The organism is Thalassotalea litorea (genome assembly GCF_043642205.1).
In the GTDB taxonomy this organism is placed as follows: Bacteria; Pseudomonadota; Gammaproteobacteria; order Enterobacterales; family Alteromonadaceae; genus Thalassotalea_A; species Thalassotalea_A litorea.
In genome coordinates this window covers 87,969-103,801 of the sequence record NZ_JBHZSG010000011.1, presented here as the reverse complement: position 1 = coordinate 103,801, position 15,833 = coordinate 87,969, and the positions used below count along the sequence as shown (strand labels likewise).

The window sequence follows — 15,833 nt, the reverse complement described above, 5'->3', positions numbered from 1 at the left end:
ATCAATAAAATCTATGTGGTAACTGAACCTCTGCCCTAACTCTGAGTTGTGCACAAACTTAATGTGATTGGTATAAGCTCTGGCGCTGGAAGATTTTGTAAACGTTGGTACTTAACGTCAGTTAAATCTAAGACTAAGTTGTAAACGGCATGGTTGGGATGATTGATTTGATTGCGATATTGACAGGTATGTTGAAAAGTGGGGGCTTTTCAGTTTCATGAGCAATATATGAGAGTTGCTCACTTGGTAACAAGAAGCGAATAGGGCTTTTATGGCTAAAGCCTTAAAACAAGAGAAGATAATTTCTTGTTTTATGTCGGTTTTCTGATAGTCACAGCCGGCAAAATATCCGGTTGATTATCAGGGGGCGTTTACAGCAGGTAGTCAGGATTCAGCAAAGAGAGGACCCCTCCCTTGCTGTGAATCACTGAAAAGCTAGACTACTGTTGCTCGCCTTCCATATCCAGAGGGCGGATACTGGCAGCATGATGGCCTTTCGGTCCTTCATTGAGCTCGTAGTCGACACTTTGGCCAGCTTTCAACGTACGGTAGCCGTCCATTTGAATTGTTGAGTAGTGCGCGAAGATATCTTCACCGCCGGATTCTGGACGAATAAAACCAAAACCTTTGGCGTTATTGAACCATTTCACTGTACCATTAGCCATACTTCCACTTCCTTCTTATACATTGGTATTTTTGTTTGAATCGATCTCACATGATCATTAAAGTATTTCTATCAGTAAATTACTGGTAGGGGGCGTGGCGAAAAAGTAGCCACAATTAAAAATTTAGATTATCAGAAAAATTAGTCAAGATAAATTGTTGGTTTTTTTGATTTTTTAATTCTTTCTTATAATAGATATAGTAAGGGCTAATATTTTTTATATGAGTAAAGCCAAAGAATTAAACGATACGGATAGTGTTGTTGAAGAGCAGCAGCGTGAAAAAATAAAGCGTCCGTCCATGTATCGGGTCATTATATTAAACGATGATTACACCCCGATGGACTTCGTAGTTGAAGTGTTAAGTAAATTTTTTAACATGGATACTGACCAAGCGACGCAAATTATGCTAACAATACATTATAAGGGTAAAGCAAGTTGCGGAATTTTTACTGCTGAAGTTGCAGAAACAAAAGTTGATCAAGTTTGTCGATTTGCCCGTAAGCATGAACATCCACTGATGTGTACCATGGAACAGGTGTAATAGTCCCCCAAAGTATGGAGCAAGACGTTAATGTTAAATAAAGAATTAGAAATCTCCTTAAATCTGGCTTTCCGTCAAGCTAAAGATTCTCGCCATGAATTTATGACGGTAGAACATTTATTGCTTGCTTTGCTGGAAAATCCGGAAGCGATCGAAGCGATCAAGGCCTGTGGCGGTGACCTCGATAAGCTTAAGTTGGAATTAAACACATTCATCTTAGAAACGACGCCGGTGATCCAGGAAGGCGAAGAAGATAAAGAAACCCAGCCAACTCTGGGTTTTCAGCGTGTTCTTCAGCGAGCTGTATTTCATGTTCAGTCCTCTGGCAAGACTGAGGTCAATGGTGCCAATGTCCTGGTGGCCATATTTAGCGAACAGGAATCTCAAGCTGCATACTTCCTGAAAAAATCTGACATTACTCGCCTTGATATCGTTAACTTTATTTCCCATGGTATTTCGAAGGGGCACTCTGGTGAGCCAACCATTGAGCATGATGATGCGATTAGCGTGGAAGAAGACAATAAAAACGTCGATGCCTACGCGGAAAATTTGAATAAAGCCGCACAGCTGGGGCAAATTGATCCTATGATCGGCCGTTCTATTGAACTGGAACGCGCGATTCAGGTGCTGAGTCGCCGTCGTAAGAACAACCCCTTGTTTGTGGGTGAAGCCGGTGTCGGTAAAACGGCGATTGCCGAAGGCTTGGCAAAATTGATCGTAGAAGAGAAGGCCCCTGACGTGTTAATGGATGCAACCATCTATTCACTGGACATGGGAGCGTTATTAGCGGGCACCAAATATCGTGGAGATTTTGAAAAGCGCTTTAAAGCCCTGTTAAAGGAGCTTGAAAAAGATCCCCATGCGATTCTATTCATTGATGAAATTCACACCATCATAGGCGCTGGTGCGGCGTCTGGTGGTATGATGGACGCCTCTAACCTGATAAAACCATTACTGTCGTCCGGAAAACTGCGTTGCATGGGCTCTACGACTTACCAGGAATTTAAAACGATTTTTGAAAAAGACAGGGCACTGGCTCGTCGTTTTCAGAAAATCGACATCAACGAACCATCAATTGATGAAACTACAAAAATCTTGCAAGGTTTGAAAGAGCGCTATGAGAAGCATCATAATGTAAAGTATTCGAACAAAGCCCTTAAAGCTGCAGCAGAGTTGTCGGCGAAATATATCAATGACAGGTTTTTACCGGATAAAGCGATCGATGTGATTGATGAAGCCGGTGCTAAACAACAATTATTACCCGAGAAAAAGCGTAAAAAGACGATCGATATCGGTGAAATTGAAGCGATTGTTGCCTCCATTGCCAGGATCCCGGAAAAATCTGTTTCATCGACAGAAAAAGACAATTTGATGAATATCGACCGCAATTTGAAAATGGTGGTGTTTGGTCAAGATGAAGCGATAGACGGCTTGACCTCAGTGATTCGGTTAAACCGCGCTGGCTTAGGGCATGAAGAAAAACCTGTTGGCTCTTTCTTGTTCTCCGGGCCTACCGGTGTCGGTAAAACTGAGGTGACCAATCAACTTGCCAAAATACTTGGTGTAGAGTTGTTGCGTTTTGATATGTCCGAGTACATGGAAAAACACGCGGTAAGCCGTTTGATCGGTGCGCCTCCGGGTTATGTTGGCTATGAGCAGGGTGGTTTGTTGACCGATGCGGTCATTAAGCACCCCCATTCAGTGGTCCTGCTAGATGAAATCGAAAAAGCACACACGGATATTTATAATATCCTGTTGCAGGTGATGGACCATGGTACATTAACCGACAACAATGGCCGAAAAGCCGATTTTCGTAATGTCATCTTAGTGCTTACCACCAATGCCGGGGTTCGTGAAACGACGCGACAATCCATTGGTTTCCAACAACAGGACCATAGTTTCGATGCGATGTCAGAAATTAACCGCGTCTTTTCACCGGAATTCAGGAATCGCCTCGATTCTATAATCTGGTTTAATCATCTTCATGCCGACGTGATTGAGCAGGTGGTTGATAAGTTTATTGTTGAACTACAGGCGCAACTTGATCACAAAGGTGTGTCACTGGAAATCAGCAAGAAGGCACGAGCCTGGTTAGCGAAACATGGTTATGATAAGGCTATGGGCGCACGTCCAATGGCAAGGCTTATTCAGGAGCATTTGAAGAAACCACTAGCCAATGAACTCTTGTTTGGACAATTGATGCAAGGCGGTGTTGCCAAAGTTGATGTCGATAAGAAAAAAGAGAAGCTTGTGTTCAACTTTGAAGAAAAAGAAGAACTGGTTTCCTGATCTTATTTCGATTAATTGTTATACCGATAGAAAGTCGCTTTTAAGCGGCTTTTTTTTGCCTACCGATTAGCAGTGCTTAGGGTTGTTAACCCCATAAAAAAACAAAACCCCGCAATAGCGGGGTTTTTCAATTCTCTATTTAGCCCTATCAAGAGCTCAGGGATTATCTGGCGCGGAAAATAATGCGACCTTTAGATAAGTCGTATGGTGTTAGTTCAACAGTAACTTTATCACCAGTTAAAATACGGATGTAGTTTTTGCGCATTTTGCCTGAGATATGTGCGGTTACGACGTGACCGTTTTCTAATTCAACACGAAACATGGTGTTTGGAAGCGTATCCAAAACCGTACCTTGCATTTCAATATTTTCTTCTTTCGCCATCTAAGCGTTAATCCTCTAAAAAGTATGCATAAATATTTGCTGCGCAGATCATGCCCAAAAGCGAACTGTTTGTAAAGTCAATGCGCTATTTATTTATCTATCCGTTGCCATCGTTGCTGCTGAAGGCGCTGGTGGGGATGATATTTATTTTTATAGTTCATTTTTGCGCAGGCATCGATCTGGTAGCCCAAATACAGAAACTCTTTACCTAATGTGCGGGCCACCTCTATTTGGCTGAGTATGGATAATTTTCCCAGAGAACGCTTCGCAAAATTGGGATCATAAAAGGTGTATAGCGCTGACAGTGCGTTAGGCAAATGATCGGTTACAGCAACACTCACCAATTTATCTTGCAAGTACAGCTCAATAAACAATTGGGCAATATTCTCACTTCTAATAAAATTGTCGTATTGTTCACGGTTGGCAGGATACATGCCGCCATCTATATGAATGGTATTAATATAGCGCTCGTATAACGGGTAGAACTGTGGCTTTTCGCTGGAGCTGATATTAATTTTGATATCTTTATTGAGTGTCAAAATGCGCTTTTGGCTTTTAGAAGCAATAAATTCTTTAACTGGAACGCGCAATGATTCACAGGCGTCGCAGCGCTGACAGTGGGGGCGATAGACCTGATCGCCACTGCGTCGGAAACCGGCTTCGAGTAACCGTTGATAGTTTTCATTGGTGAGTAATTCATGATTCATCACCACCATCAATCGTTCTTTTTGCTCTGGCAAATAATTGCAGGGAAAGTGTTGGGTTAAACCAAATTGAAAAAACTTTTGCTCGCTCATCGACTCACTCATGATCCGTATTTGGCGATTAAACACATGGATTTATCTCGCCTACCTTTATACCAATCATATTAAATTATTGCTCACTCAGTGAGAATTTAAAGGCTTTTAGAGAAGGCTTTGATTGCAGAGCATGGTCGCTCCATTATCTCAAGACCAGCCAAAATCAGCTAAAATCAGCTTAAATCAGCTTAAATCAGCTTAAATCAGCCAAAATCAGTAACGCAGGATAAACGCCTTTATAACTCACCCGCAGGGAGCTTACCTTAAGGCCCATTTACTGCCCTATATTTCATTAATATAGATTGACTATATCAGTGAAATCTATGTTGTAACTGAACCTCCGCCCTCACTCAGAGCGGTGCACAAACTTAATGTGATTGGTATTACTATAAAGAATCGCGCCTCAATTATCGAGCTTCAGTGTTTGTGGTTGCCAGCAGTTATCCTTGATTGGCGTTGTAATGGCGTTTAATTGTAATCGTGAAAACGTTTCTCGACTAACTTCCTTTGCGCCCATGGATTCAAGAAAAGGGTTTTGGATTTGACAGTCAATAAATTGGATGTTTTGTGCTAGCAAATGATTTCTTAGTGCAATCAGAGCTACTTTAGAAGCATTTTCGGCACGGTAAAACATGGATTCGCCACTAAAAAAACCACCAATAGCGATGCCATATAATCCACCAACTAACTGATCATTCATCCAAACTTCAATAGAATGTGCGACTCCCTGACGATGCAGTTGTTGATAAGCCAACATCATTGATGGGACTATCCAGGTATCTTCCTTGCGAAATGGTGCATCGGCACACAATGCAATAACGTCATCAAAGGCGTGATTTAAGGTAATGTGATAGGGAGATTTGTTCAGGAATTTTTTTAAACTTCGGTTAATACGAAGGTCTTGTAGCGTTAAAATTGCTCTGGGATCCGGACTCCACCATAAGATTGGGTCGCCTTCAGAAAACCAGGGAAAGATGCCATTACGATAAGCGCTGATAATTCTCTTCGCAGAGAGATCGCCGCCAACCGCCAGTAACCCATTGGGTTCGGATAATGCTTGTTCGATTGGCGGAAAGGACAGATCCTGTGTCGACAGGCGATGCAGGATCTGTTGCATAAGTAAAAAACCTTACTTACGGGATGCCAAAGCATCTAAATAACGTTCAGCGTCCAGAGCTGCCATACAGCCAGAACCCGCGGAGGTGATCGCCTGACGGTAGATGTGGTCAGCGACGTCACCTGCGGCATAGACACCTTCAACACTGGTTTGCGTAGCGTTACCTGTGGTTCCAGACTGAATGGTTAAGTAACCGTCTTTCATGTCCAGTTGACCAGCAAAAATCCCTGTGTTTGGTTTGTGACCAATGGCAATAAAGCAACCAGCAACGTCGATTTCTTCTTTGGCGTCAGTCTTGGTGTCTTGCAGACGTAAACCGGTTACGCCCATGTTATCACCAAGGACTTCATCAAGTGTGCGGTCCAAATGCAATACAATATTGCCGTTTTCGACTTTATCCATCAGACGCTGGGTCAGGATCTTTTCACTGCGGAAGGTATCACGACGGTGGATCAGATGTACTTCTGAAGCAATGTTCGATAAGTAAAGTGCTTCTTCAACCGCGGTGTTACCACCACCAACAACGGCAACTTTCTGGTTACGGTAAAAGAACCCATCACAGGTTGCACATGCGGAAATACCTTTACCCATAAACGCGGTTTCAGATTCTAACCCCAGATACTGAGCTGAAGCACCGGTTGCGATGATCAATGCGTCACAAGTGTACTCGCCACTGCTGCCTTTTAAATGGAAAGGGCGGTTAGAGAAATCAACTTCGTCGATATGATCGAAAATGATTTCAGTATCAAATTTTTCTGCGTGTTTTTGCATCCGTTCCATTAGCAATGGACCGGTTAGATCATCGGCATCGCCTGGCCAGTTTTCTACTTCAGTCGTTGTGGTTAATTGACCACCTTGCTGCATACCTGTGATCATCACTGGATTTAAGTTAGCGCGTGCCGCGTATACGGCAGCTGTGTAGCCAGCAGGACCTGAGCCTAAGATCAAAAGAGGGCAGTGCCTTACATCACTCATGTAATACTCCATGGAATTTTGAAAATGCTATAACCAGAGGGTTATAAATCGATTATGTTTTGTTGATTGGGGTAGCCGAATACAAAAACAAGGTTATACGATAAAAAAAACGCTGTTACATTAACAGCGTTTTTATCAATTTATTAACACTTATGGTGTCAACGCGCATATACAGCCTTTGGGTTTTCTAGTTACCCGGTTGCCACATTAAGCAAGTGCAATTGCAGGTTCAACGTAATCGAAACCTAAGTTTTCAGCAACGCTTTGGCAAGTCACTTTACCAGCAATAACATTCAAGCCGTTTAACAAGTGCTTATCGTCAAGCAAAGCCTGTTTATAACCTTTGTTAGCTAATTGGATAATATAAGGCAATGTTGCGTTGTTGAGTGCGAATGTCGAAGTGCGTGGCACAGCACCTGGCATATTTGCGACACAATAATGAACCACGTCATCAACAATATAGGTTGGATCGGCGTGGGTTGTCGCTTTTGACGTTTCAATACAACCACCTTGGTCGATGGCAACGTCAACGATAGCGGAACCTGGCTTCATCGCCTTGATATGTTCTTTAGTAACAAGTTTTGGTGCTGCTGCGCCCGGGATAAGAACACCACCAATGACCAAATCGGCTTCCAGAACGTGCTGCTCTAATGCATCAGCAGTTGAGTAGATAGCTTTAACTTTATTGCCAAACTGAGCATCTAAACGACGTAAAACATTGATGTTGCGATCAAGAACAACGACTTCGGCGCCCATACCAACAGCCATTTGAGCAGCGTTATTACCAACCATACCACCACCGATAACAACAACCTTCGCAGATTCTACACCGGGTACACCACCTAGTAACATACCGCGACCGGCATTAGATTTCTCCAAAGCCTGAGCGCCAGCCTGAATCGACATACGACCTGCTACTTCTGACATAGGGGCTAACAGGGGTAAACCACCTTGATTGTCAGTTACCGTCTCGTAAGCAATACAGATGGCTTTGGATTTGATTAAATCTTCGGTTTGAGGAAGATCCGGCGCCAGGTGAAGATAGGTAAACAGGATCTGACCTTCACGCAACATTGCACGTTCTACCGCTTGTGGCTCTTTGACTTTAACGATCATCTCAGCTTCAGCAAATACCTCAGCTGCGGTGCCTAAAATCGAAGCGCCAACATCCATATAATCTTGATCGGTAAAACCAATTCCGCTTCCGGCCTGAGTTTCTACCATCACTTTATGTCCGTGGTTTGTTAGTTCACGAACACTCGCAGGAACCATGCCTACACGATATTCATGGTTTTTAATCTCTTTAGGAACACCAATAATCATTTAACTGTCTCTATGTTGTTAATCAAATAAACTATTCAGCCAGTATAATTGGAAATTATAAGATTATTTGTTTGTAATTTTGCATATTTAAGATAAAAATATCGCTATAACATTAAAATGCAGATAAATGGACTATTTAAGTGGCGAGTGAACGAAAATTAGATAGGATTGATAAAAATATCCTTGGTGAACTTCAAAAACATGGTCGACTTTCTAACGTAGAGCTTTCTAAACGTGTGGGATTAAGTCCTACCCCTTGTTTAGAACGGGTGAAAAAGCTCGAAGCCGATAAGGTCATCACCGGTTACAGCGCGAATTTAAATCCCCAATATCTTGGCGCATCATTACTTGTCTTCGTCGAAATCACCTTAAGTCGAACGTCTCCGGACGTTTTTGAGGAGTTTTCCAAGGCCGTTCTGCAACTCGATGTTATTCAGGAGTGTCATCTGGTTTCCGGAAATTTTGACTTTCTATTGAAAACCCGGGTATCAGATATGCAGGCGTATCGGAATTTATTGGGGGATACCTTGCTCACCTTGCCGGCGGTAAGTGAAAGTCGTACCTATGTGGTGATGGAAGAAGTGAAATCAAATAACCATTTACCGATCCGATAGCACACAGATTGTCCAATCAAAGAGTAATTGAAGGTGTAAACCGGATAAATATTTTCAGCGACCTAAATGTTTGCTATTTTAGGCTTTAATAACAACAAAAATTTTCCATGGATTCGAATTTGTCTGAAACTACCAAGAAAACCCTAAGTGGTGGCCAACGCCTTCTCGAAGTGGGATTGATATTCACCACTGTATTCGCCATTTTTCTGGTCGTCGCATTATTGACCTTCGACCCTCGGGACCCGAGCTGGTCACAAACAGGGTATCATGCTGCGGTAAATAATGCTGGTGGCGCAATCGGTGCTTACCTTGCGGATATCATCTTATTTAGTTTTGGACGTATCGCGTACACATTGCCTTTTACGGTTGCCTTAATTGGCTGGTTATTGTTCCAGAGAATTCGTTATCTGTTAGAGATCGATTTTTTCACACTGGGCCTTAAGTTTATTGGCTTTTTGATGCTTTATATCGGTTTAACCTCGATTTGGAGCATGAATGGTGATGATATTTACGAATTTTCTGGTGGTGGTTTAATCGGTGATCTCATTTCCAATTCGTTATTACCGTATCTGAATTTTGTCGGAACCAGTTTGTTTCTGGTTCTTTTAACAACTTCTGGCTTCGTGTTTTTGACTGGCCTGTCTTTCCTGACCATTATTGACTGGCTTGGCGCTAAGTCCATTAATGCGGCAATGACTTTGGTGCACGGCACGTCACGATTAAAGCATTCCTTTTCATCATCACCAATCGATATTGATTTGGATGTAGAGCCCACGTTTATAGCTGATGAAGAGTCTGACACGGTCAAGAAGGTACCTAACAGCAAGCGTAAAAAATCAACGGTTCAAACCTCGACGTTCGATGAAACGTTCGAACCGGATGTTCAGCAGAAAACTCTGTCGGCATCGGATGAAGAACTGGCTGCAAGGTTTTTCGCGCCTGATCCCGAACAAGCCCAGGATGTTGAACACGCGCTGCATGATGAGCCATTTGTCGATATTGACGACATTTTAGACGAACCTCTGGTGGGCCATTTAGAGCCTGAAATTTCCGACGTTGAGATTGATGCGGCATTTAACCCAGTTAATCCGATAGAACCGTTTGATGACATCATCGAACCAACCCAACAACAAAAAGTTCCTGCACCGAAAAGCGTGGCGCCAGCAACCACTGATTTCGACAAGTATGTAGGGATGCCGTCAATTGAGTTACTCGATAGACCGGATAAAAATGAAAATCCAATCAATCAGGAAGAGCTGGAAATGGTTAGCCGCCTGGTGGAATCTAAGTTATTGGATTTCTCGGTTCAGGCTCAGGTTGTAAATGTATTCCCGGGTCCGGTCATTACCCGCTTTGAGCTAGATTTAGCCCCAGGCGTGAAGGTAAGTAAAATTTCCAATTTATCGAAAGATTTGGCGCGTGCCTTATCGGCAATCAGTGTGCGGGTTGTTGAAGTGATCCCAGGTAAATCAGTTATCGGACTGGAACTGCCTAACAAACACCGGGAAATTGTTCGTCTAAGTGAAGTTATCAGCTGTGATGTATTCACCAAGTCGGCGTCACCGCTAACCATGGTGTTAGGGAAGGACATTGCCGGCGATCCTATCGTTGTTGATCTTGCAAAAATGCCACATCTTTTGGTAGCCGGAACCACAGGCTCAGGTAAATCGGTCGGTGTAAACACGATGATTTTATCTTTGCTTTACAAATCAACGCCTGAAGATGTGCGTTTGATTATGATTGACCCTAAAATGCTGGAACTCTCGGTTTACGAAGGCATTCCACATTTATTGGCAGAAGTTGTCACCGATATGAAAGAAGCCGCTAACGCGCTGCGTTGGTGTGTCGGCGAGATGGAACGTCGTTACAAACTGATGTCGGCGTTAGGGGTACGAAACCTGAAAGGTTATAATCAGAAAATTGCCAAAGCCATTGCTGCCGGCGAACCATTGACCGATCCATTATGGAAGCCGGGCGATAGTATGGATGAAACGGCACCATTACTCGAAAAACTGCCAGCCATCGTGGTAATTGTTGATGAATTTGCCGACATGATCATGATTGTTGGTAAAAAGGTTGAGGAATTAATAGCCCGTATCGCGCAAAAAGCTCGAGCCGCCGGTATTCATTTGGTTCTGGCAACCCAGCGTCCTTCCGTTGATGTCATTACCGGTTTGATTAAAGCCAACATTCCAACCCGTATGGCGTTTCAGGTATCATCGCGCGTTGATTCTAGAACCATTTTAGATCAACAAGGTGCTGAGCAATTACTAGGGCAGGGTGATATGTTGTACTTGCCACCAGGCACTGGTGTGCCGACTCGGGTACACGGCGCGTTTGTGGACGATCATGAAGTTCATGCTGTCGTAAATGACTGGAAAGCGCGTGGCAAACCCAATTACATTGAAGAAATTCTTTCCGGAGAAACCAATGCCGATAACCTATTGCCAGGCGAACAGGCAGAAACCGAAGAAAGTGACTTAGATGCCTTGTATGACGAAGCGTTAGCCCATGTAACCGAAACCCGCAGAGCCTCTATTTCCGGTGTTCAGCGTAAGTTTAGAATTGGTTATAACCGTGCGGCGCGCATTATCGAACAAATGGAAATGAGTGGTGTGGTAAGTAGCCCCGGTCATAATGGTAATCGCGAAGTATTGGCACCACCGCCAGTTAAAAACTAAATTTTAATTAAACGTTTCTAGTCGTAGCGACTCCAAGTTATTAAATCAGCATTAAATCGCTGGTAAAGGTACACGATTAGACACGCAGATAAAGAATATAAGGTTGTTATGTTGAACACGGTTAAAAAATGGGTGTTATCTTCAGTATGCTTAGCTTCATCAGTGATTGCATTAACCGCAAATGCTGACGAGACTAAGCAGAAACTTATGGACAAGCTTGAAGTAGTTGGCGGATTTAGTGCTGATTTTACTCAGGTTGTCAGTGATGCTGATGGCAATGAATTGCAACAACAAACCGGCATCTTGAAAGTTCGTCGACCAAATTTAATTTATTGGGAAACGGTAGAGCCTGATGAGACGTTGATCGTCAGTGATGGTGAAACGTTGTGGTTTTATAACCCATTTGTAGAACAGGTGTCTGCCTATAAAGTCAGTAATGCGGTAGCCAATACTCCGATCCTCTTGCTCAGTGACACTGATGAGACTTTGTGGCAGGACTATCAGGTTACCGCTAAAAATGACTCCTCCTATTCCATTGCCTCGTTAGACGAAAACGCACAGGTAAAAACACTGGACTTAACCTTTAATGGTGACGTTTTAACGTCGTTTACGATTGAAGATGCTACTGGACAGTTTAGTCAGTTTTCTCTGTCCAACGTTAATACAACGCCACTTCCGACTTTGCAGCAATTTAACTTTACCCTGCCACAAGGGGTGGATTTTGATGACCAGCGATAGCGGCAATTTAAGCTTTGATCTGGAATCACAAGACATGTTTGCACCGCTGGCAGCGCGTATGCGCCCGGTGGCGTTGGATCAATACATTGGTCAGGAACATCTATTAAGTCCGAATAAACCTCTACGCCAGGCAATCGAGCAGGGACTATGTCATTCCTTAATATTCTGGGGACCGCCAGGGACCGGAAAAACGACGCTGGCGGAATTGATCGCCAAATATGCAGATGCAGATATTGAACGCTTATCTGCGGTGACATCGGGTGTGAAAGATATTCGTCAGGCAATTGACCAGGCGAAAATTCGTGCTCAGGGTCAGCAGCGTCGCACCATCTTATTTGTCGATGAGGTGCATCGTTTTAATAAAAGTCAGCAAGATGCGTTTCTGCCATTTATCGAAGATGGCACCATTACCTTTATCGGTGCTACCACGGAAAACCCTTCTTTTGAATTAAATCAGGCGTTGTTATCCAGAGCCAGGGTGTATGTTTTAAAGTCATTAACATCCGAACATCTGGAAAACGTGGTTGCCAGAGCCCTTAGCGATACAGATAAAGGCTTTGGTCAGTTGAACATCGATCTGCAACCTGAGGCAAAGGACAGTTTAATTGCGCTTGCAAACGGTGATGCCCGTCGGGTGTTGAACCTGTTAGAAATTTGCGTGGATTTGGCGGATCAGGGCGTGCCCCTGCGCACGATCGATGTCGCCACCGTTCAGCAGGTCGCCGGTGACAAACAGCCATTGTATGATAAATCGGGTGATCATTTTTATGATTTGATTTCGGCGTTTCACAAATCCGTTCGCGGCTCTGATCCCGATGCCGCTTTGTATTGGTATTGTCGTATCCTCGAAGGCGGCGGTGATCCATTGTACGTTGCCCGTCGATTGCTGGCGATTGCCAGTGAAGATATTGGCAATGCCGACCCTCGGGCTTTACAAATAGGTCTTGATGCCTGGGATACGTTTCATCGTATCGGTCCAGCTGAAGGTGAACGTGCCATCGCCCAGGCCACGGTATTTATGGCGTTGGCTCCAAAAAGTAATGCCGTGTATCGGGCGTTTAAACAAGCGCGGCAACTGGCAAAGGAAACCGGTGATTTAACCGTTCCACTGCACCTTAGAAACGCAACGTCGGCCATTACTCGTGAACTCGGGCACGGCAAAGAATATCGCTACGCACATGATGAACCCGGTGCTTTTGCGCCAGGAGAAGTATACTTTCCTGAATCACTCGCACATACTCGTTTTTATCAACCAAGTGAACGTGGTCTGGAACAAAAACTCAAAGAAAAACAAGCCTATCTTGATTCATTAAACCAACAGGCTAGAAAGCGGCGCTATGATTAGCACCTGGCAGACTTACCTGTTCGTAGCCATTGGCGGTGCCTGTGGTGCCAGTTTACGCTATTTTATTTCACAAATGGTGTTGATTTGGCTAGGAAAAGGATTCCCTTTTGCAACGTTGCTGGTTAATATCACCGGTTCATTAGTGATGGGGTTCCTGTATGGAATGATTCAGCAGGGCATTATCGAAGTGGTGGTATATCGGACTCTGATCGGAATTGGATTTCTAGGTGCATTCACCACTTTTTCAACTTTTTCATTAGATACTTTGTTGTTAATGCAACAAGGTGAGATAATAAAAGCAATGTTAAACGTCTTTCTTAATGTCGCTCTGTGCCTACTAGCTGCTGCATTGGGAATGTACTTAGTCGTAAATAAATAACAAGTGAACAATCATGCTTGATGCAAAACTGTTAAGAACAGATCTTGAACAAATCGCCGCTTTATTAGCAAAACGTGGATTTACATTAGACACTGAACAATTGCACGCGTTGGAACAACAGCGTAAAGAAATTCAGGTAAAGACTCAGGAACTCCAGAGTCAACGTAATACCCGTTCTAAATCCATTGGTCAGGCAAAAGCTCGTGGTGAAGACATTCAACCATTGTTGGCAGAAGTCGGGCAACTTGGTGCAGATCTCGATGCGGCCAAGGAAGCACAAGATATGATCTTGTCGCAAATCAATGACATCGCCAGTAGCATTCCAAACGTTCCTCATGACTCAGTGCCCGATGGTGAAAGTGAAGACGATAACGTTGAGGTATTGACCTGGGGCGAGCCTAAGTCGTTTGATTTTGACGTAAAAGATCACGTCGATTTGGCAACAGCCATCGATAAGGGCCTGGATTTTGAGAGTGGTGCAAAACTATCCGGTACACGGTTTGTGGTGATGCGTGGTCAAATCGCTCGCTTAAACCGAGCGATTGGTCAGTTTATGCTGGATATGCATACCGAACAGCATGGTTACCAGGAAACCAACGTACCGTTACTCGTTAACCATGACTCATTATACGGAACAGGGCAGTTGCCTAAATTCGGCGAAGATTTGTTCCACACCGATTTAGGTAGTAAAAAATTCTCTTTGATCCCAACTGCAGAAGTACCGTTAACCAATTTAGTTCGCGATGAAATTGTCGACGAAAATGAGTTGCCAATTAAACTTACTGCGTTGTCTGCGTGTTTCCGCTCCGAGGCAGGCTCGTCTGGTCGTGATATTCGTGGTCTGATCCGTCAACATCAATTTGATAAAGTCGAATTGGTACAACTGGTGAAGCCAGAAGATTCTTTTGAAGCGCTCGAAGAATTAACGTCACATGCAGAAAAAATACTTCAAGCATTAAACTTACCTTATCGTAAAGTCGTGCTTTGTACAGGAGACATGGGTTTTAGTGCCACCAAGACCTATGATCTGGAAGTTTGGTTACCGGCGCAACAAACCTATAGAGAGATTTCTTCCTGTTCAAATATGGGAGACTTTCAGGCGCGTCGTATGCATGCCCGTTACCGTAATAGCGAAACCATTAAGCCAGAATTGTTGCATACATTAAATGGCTCTGGTTTAGCGGTTGGCAGAACGTTAGTTGCCATTCTTGAAAACTATCAGCAAGCCGATGGTTCGGTGATAGTGCCAGATGCACTGAAGCCGTATATGGGCGGTATTGAAAAAATCGGTTAATCGTTGTTATAAATCGTTTTTAACTCATTGATAAGAGGGCATATTGCCCTCTTTTTTGTTTCTAAAGAGTTGTTGGCTACGGGGTGGTAATTCTAGTTACGCGTTACCTGATTTAAGTGTCGGTAAATAGCTTTATGCATTAACAACACTTACCAAAAGACTAAGGCTATAAGCATTTTGGAGCTTTCCTAACGTTTACGATCGTGAAGATAGCTAAAAAGGAATCGAATCGGACGATTTACCGTCTGCTTACTTCGCTTCAGTATATATTTCAGCCAAGCATTATCGGTCTCTCTTTGAGCTTAAAGGGGTCCAAACCCTGCGTATATTGGCAAATGCTAATTGCATGTTCCTGACACAAATTTGACGTTAACCGATTGAAAAGGTTAATGTCTCTTGAGAGCGAATTATAGATGGGCATTAGTTAAGCTTACATAATGAAAGACATAGGAAATAAGCACTTTAAAAATAACAATGAGCAAGCCAATTTATGGATTGCATTCATCGTTTGTTTGCCTTTTTCATGTGTTGCTCTTTTTATATTGAGTTTGAGTTATTATCCAGTCAAGTTCTTGATTGAAAGTCGAAGCTTAGGACATGGTTCAGAAGTTTGGGTTCTGTTGCCTGTTGTATTCTTAGTGTTGACAAATCAGGTACTGATTTATAAAAAAATAGTAAAGTTCAAGCGGC

Annotated in this window: 14 protein-coding genes; 8 read left to right on the top strand and 6 right to left on the bottom strand. The window is 43.3% G+C overall.

All coding sequences use genetic code 11. From position 1 onward, the window contains the following. Nucleotides 1-440: 440 nt before the first annotated feature. Nucleotides 441-665 carry a cold shock domain-containing protein CspD gene (cspD, locus tag ACHUFQ_RS07920; RefSeq protein ID WP_143580724.1) on the bottom strand — a complete coding sequence of 75 codons (225 nt, stop codon included), beginning with the start codon at nucleotides 663-665 and terminating at the stop codon, nucleotides 441-443. Between the two features lie 220 nt (nucleotides 666-885). Between cspD and clpS the strand changes: the two genes are divergently transcribed. Both clpS and clpA read left to right on the top strand, forming a co-directional pair. After that, nucleotides 886-1,206, top strand: coding sequence for an ATP-dependent Clp protease adapter ClpS (gene clpS / locus ACHUFQ_RS07915; protein WP_394174543.1), 321 nt, complete (start codon nucleotides 886-888; stop codon nucleotides 1,204-1,206). 30 nt (nucleotides 1,207-1,236) lie between these two features. Continuing rightward, nucleotides 1,237-3,495, top strand: coding sequence for an ATP-dependent Clp protease ATP-binding subunit ClpA (clpA, locus tag ACHUFQ_RS07910; protein WP_394174542.1), 2,259 nt, complete (start codon nucleotides 1,237-1,239; stop codon nucleotides 3,493-3,495). A 163-nt stretch (nucleotides 3,496-3,658) separates the two neighbouring features. On the opposite strand, the gene infA is transcribed toward clpA, so the two are convergent. From infA to ald, 5 genes are all read right to left on the bottom strand, one after another. Continuing rightward, nucleotides 3,659-3,877, bottom strand: coding sequence for a translation initiation factor IF-1 (gene infA, locus ACHUFQ_RS07905; protein WP_011043571.1), 219 nt, complete (start codon nucleotides 3,875-3,877; stop codon nucleotides 3,659-3,661). 89 nt (nucleotides 3,878-3,966) lie between these two features. Continuing rightward, nucleotides 3,967-4,674: an arginyltransferase gene (locus tag ACHUFQ_RS07900; RefSeq protein ID WP_394174541.1), complete on the bottom strand. Its 708-nt coding sequence runs from the start codon at nucleotides 4,672-4,674 to the stop codon at nucleotides 3,967-3,969. 406 nt (nucleotides 4,675-5,080) lie between these two features. Beyond that, nucleotides 5,081-5,794 (bottom strand): leucyl/phenylalanyl-tRNA--protein transferase, encoded by a 714-nt coding sequence (aat, locus tag ACHUFQ_RS07895; protein ID WP_394174539.1) that lies wholly within the window; start codon nucleotides 5,792-5,794, stop codon nucleotides 5,081-5,083. 12 nt (nucleotides 5,795-5,806) lie between these two features. Continuing rightward, nucleotides 5,807-6,769 carry a thioredoxin-disulfide reductase gene (gene trxB, locus ACHUFQ_RS07890; RefSeq protein WP_394174537.1) on the bottom strand — a complete coding sequence of 321 codons (963 nt, stop codon included), beginning with the start codon at nucleotides 6,767-6,769 and terminating at the stop codon, nucleotides 5,807-5,809. Nucleotides 6,770-6,976: 207 nt separating this feature from the next. Further along, a complete protein-coding gene (ald, locus tag ACHUFQ_RS07885; RefSeq protein ID WP_394174535.1) occupies nucleotides 6,977-8,092 on the bottom strand; it encodes an alanine dehydrogenase in 1,116 nt (371 codons plus the stop codon). A 140-nt stretch (nucleotides 8,093-8,232) separates the two neighbouring features. Between ald and lrp the strand changes: the two genes are divergently transcribed. The 6 genes from lrp (at nucleotide 8,233) to serS (ending at nucleotide 15,143) form a co-directional block, all read left to right on the top strand. Beyond that, entirely contained in the window at nucleotides 8,233-8,706 is a 474-nt protein-coding gene (lrp, locus tag ACHUFQ_RS07880; protein ID WP_394174533.1) for a leucine-responsive transcriptional regulator Lrp, read from the top strand. A gap of 119 nt (nucleotides 8,707-8,825) precedes the next feature. Further along, on the top strand, nucleotides 8,826-11,387 hold the full coding sequence (locus ACHUFQ_RS07875; protein WP_394174531.1) for a DNA translocase FtsK: 2,562 nt from the start codon (nucleotides 8,826-8,828) through the stop codon (nucleotides 11,385-11,387). 108 nt (nucleotides 11,388-11,495) lie between these two features. Then, nucleotides 11,496-12,125: an outer membrane lipoprotein chaperone LolA gene (gene lolA / locus ACHUFQ_RS07870; RefSeq protein ID WP_394174529.1), complete on the top strand. Its 630-nt coding sequence runs from the start codon at nucleotides 11,496-11,498 to the stop codon at nucleotides 12,123-12,125. Then, nucleotides 12,112-13,470 (top strand): replication-associated recombination protein A, encoded by a 1,359-nt coding sequence (locus ACHUFQ_RS07865; protein ID WP_394174553.1) that lies wholly within the window; start codon nucleotides 12,112-12,114, stop codon nucleotides 13,468-13,470. The genes lolA and ACHUFQ_RS07865 overlap by 14 nt, the downstream gene beginning before the upstream one ends. Next, entirely contained in the window at nucleotides 13,463-13,849 is a 387-nt protein-coding gene (gene crcB, locus ACHUFQ_RS07860) for a fluoride efflux transporter CrcB (RefSeq protein ID WP_394174527.1), read from the top strand. Before ACHUFQ_RS07865 ends, crcB begins: the two co-directional genes overlap by 8 nt. Before the next feature lie 13 nt (nucleotides 13,850-13,862). Further along, complete coding sequence (gene serS, locus ACHUFQ_RS07855; protein ID WP_394174525.1) at nucleotides 13,863-15,143, top strand: serine--tRNA ligase; 1,281 nt, start codon at nucleotides 13,863-13,865, stop codon at nucleotides 15,141-15,143. The last annotated feature ends 690 nt before the right edge of the window (nucleotides 15,144-15,833 follow it).

Excerpts from the sequence above, each read along its gene's own strand:
- trxB (WP_394174537.1), bottom strand. The coding sequence starts at position 6,769 with ATGAGTGATGTAAGGCACTGCCCTCTTTTGATCTTAGGCTCAGGTCCT.
- clpS (WP_394174543.1), top strand. The coding sequence starts at position 886 with ATGAGTAAAGCCAAAGAATTAAACGATACGGATAGTGTTGTTGAAGAG.
- ACHUFQ_RS07865 (WP_394174553.1), top strand. The coding sequence starts at position 12,112 with ATGACCAGCGATAGCGGCAATTTAAGCTTTGATCTGGAATCACAAGAC.
- crcB (WP_394174527.1), top strand. The coding sequence starts at position 13,463 with ATGATTAGCACCTGGCAGACTTACCTGTTCGTAGCCATTGGCGGTGCC.
- ald (WP_394174535.1), bottom strand. The coding sequence starts at position 8,092 with ATGATTATTGGTGTTCCTAAAGAGATTAAAAACCATGAATATCGTGTA.
- ACHUFQ_RS07900 (WP_394174541.1), bottom strand. The coding sequence starts at position 4,674 with ATGAGCGAGCAAAAGTTTTTTCAATTTGGTTTAACCCAACACTTTCCC.
- cspD (WP_143580724.1), bottom strand. The coding sequence starts at position 665 with ATGGCTAATGGTACAGTGAAATGGTTCAATAACGCCAAAGGTTTTGGT.
- lolA (WP_394174529.1), top strand. The coding sequence starts at position 11,496 with ATGTTGAACACGGTTAAAAAATGGGTGTTATCTTCAGTATGCTTAGCT.
- infA (WP_011043571.1), bottom strand. The coding sequence starts at position 3,877 with ATGGCGAAAGAAGAAAATATTGAAATGCAAGGTACGGTTTTGGATACG.
- clpA (WP_394174542.1), top strand. The coding sequence starts at position 1,237 with ATGTTAAATAAAGAATTAGAAATCTCCTTAAATCTGGCTTTCCGTCAA.
- aat (WP_394174539.1), bottom strand. The coding sequence starts at position 5,794 with ATGCAACAGATCCTGCATCGCCTGTCGACACAGGATCTGTCCTTTCCG.
- serS (WP_394174525.1), top strand. The coding sequence starts at position 13,863 with ATGCTTGATGCAAAACTGTTAAGAACAGATCTTGAACAAATCGCCGCT.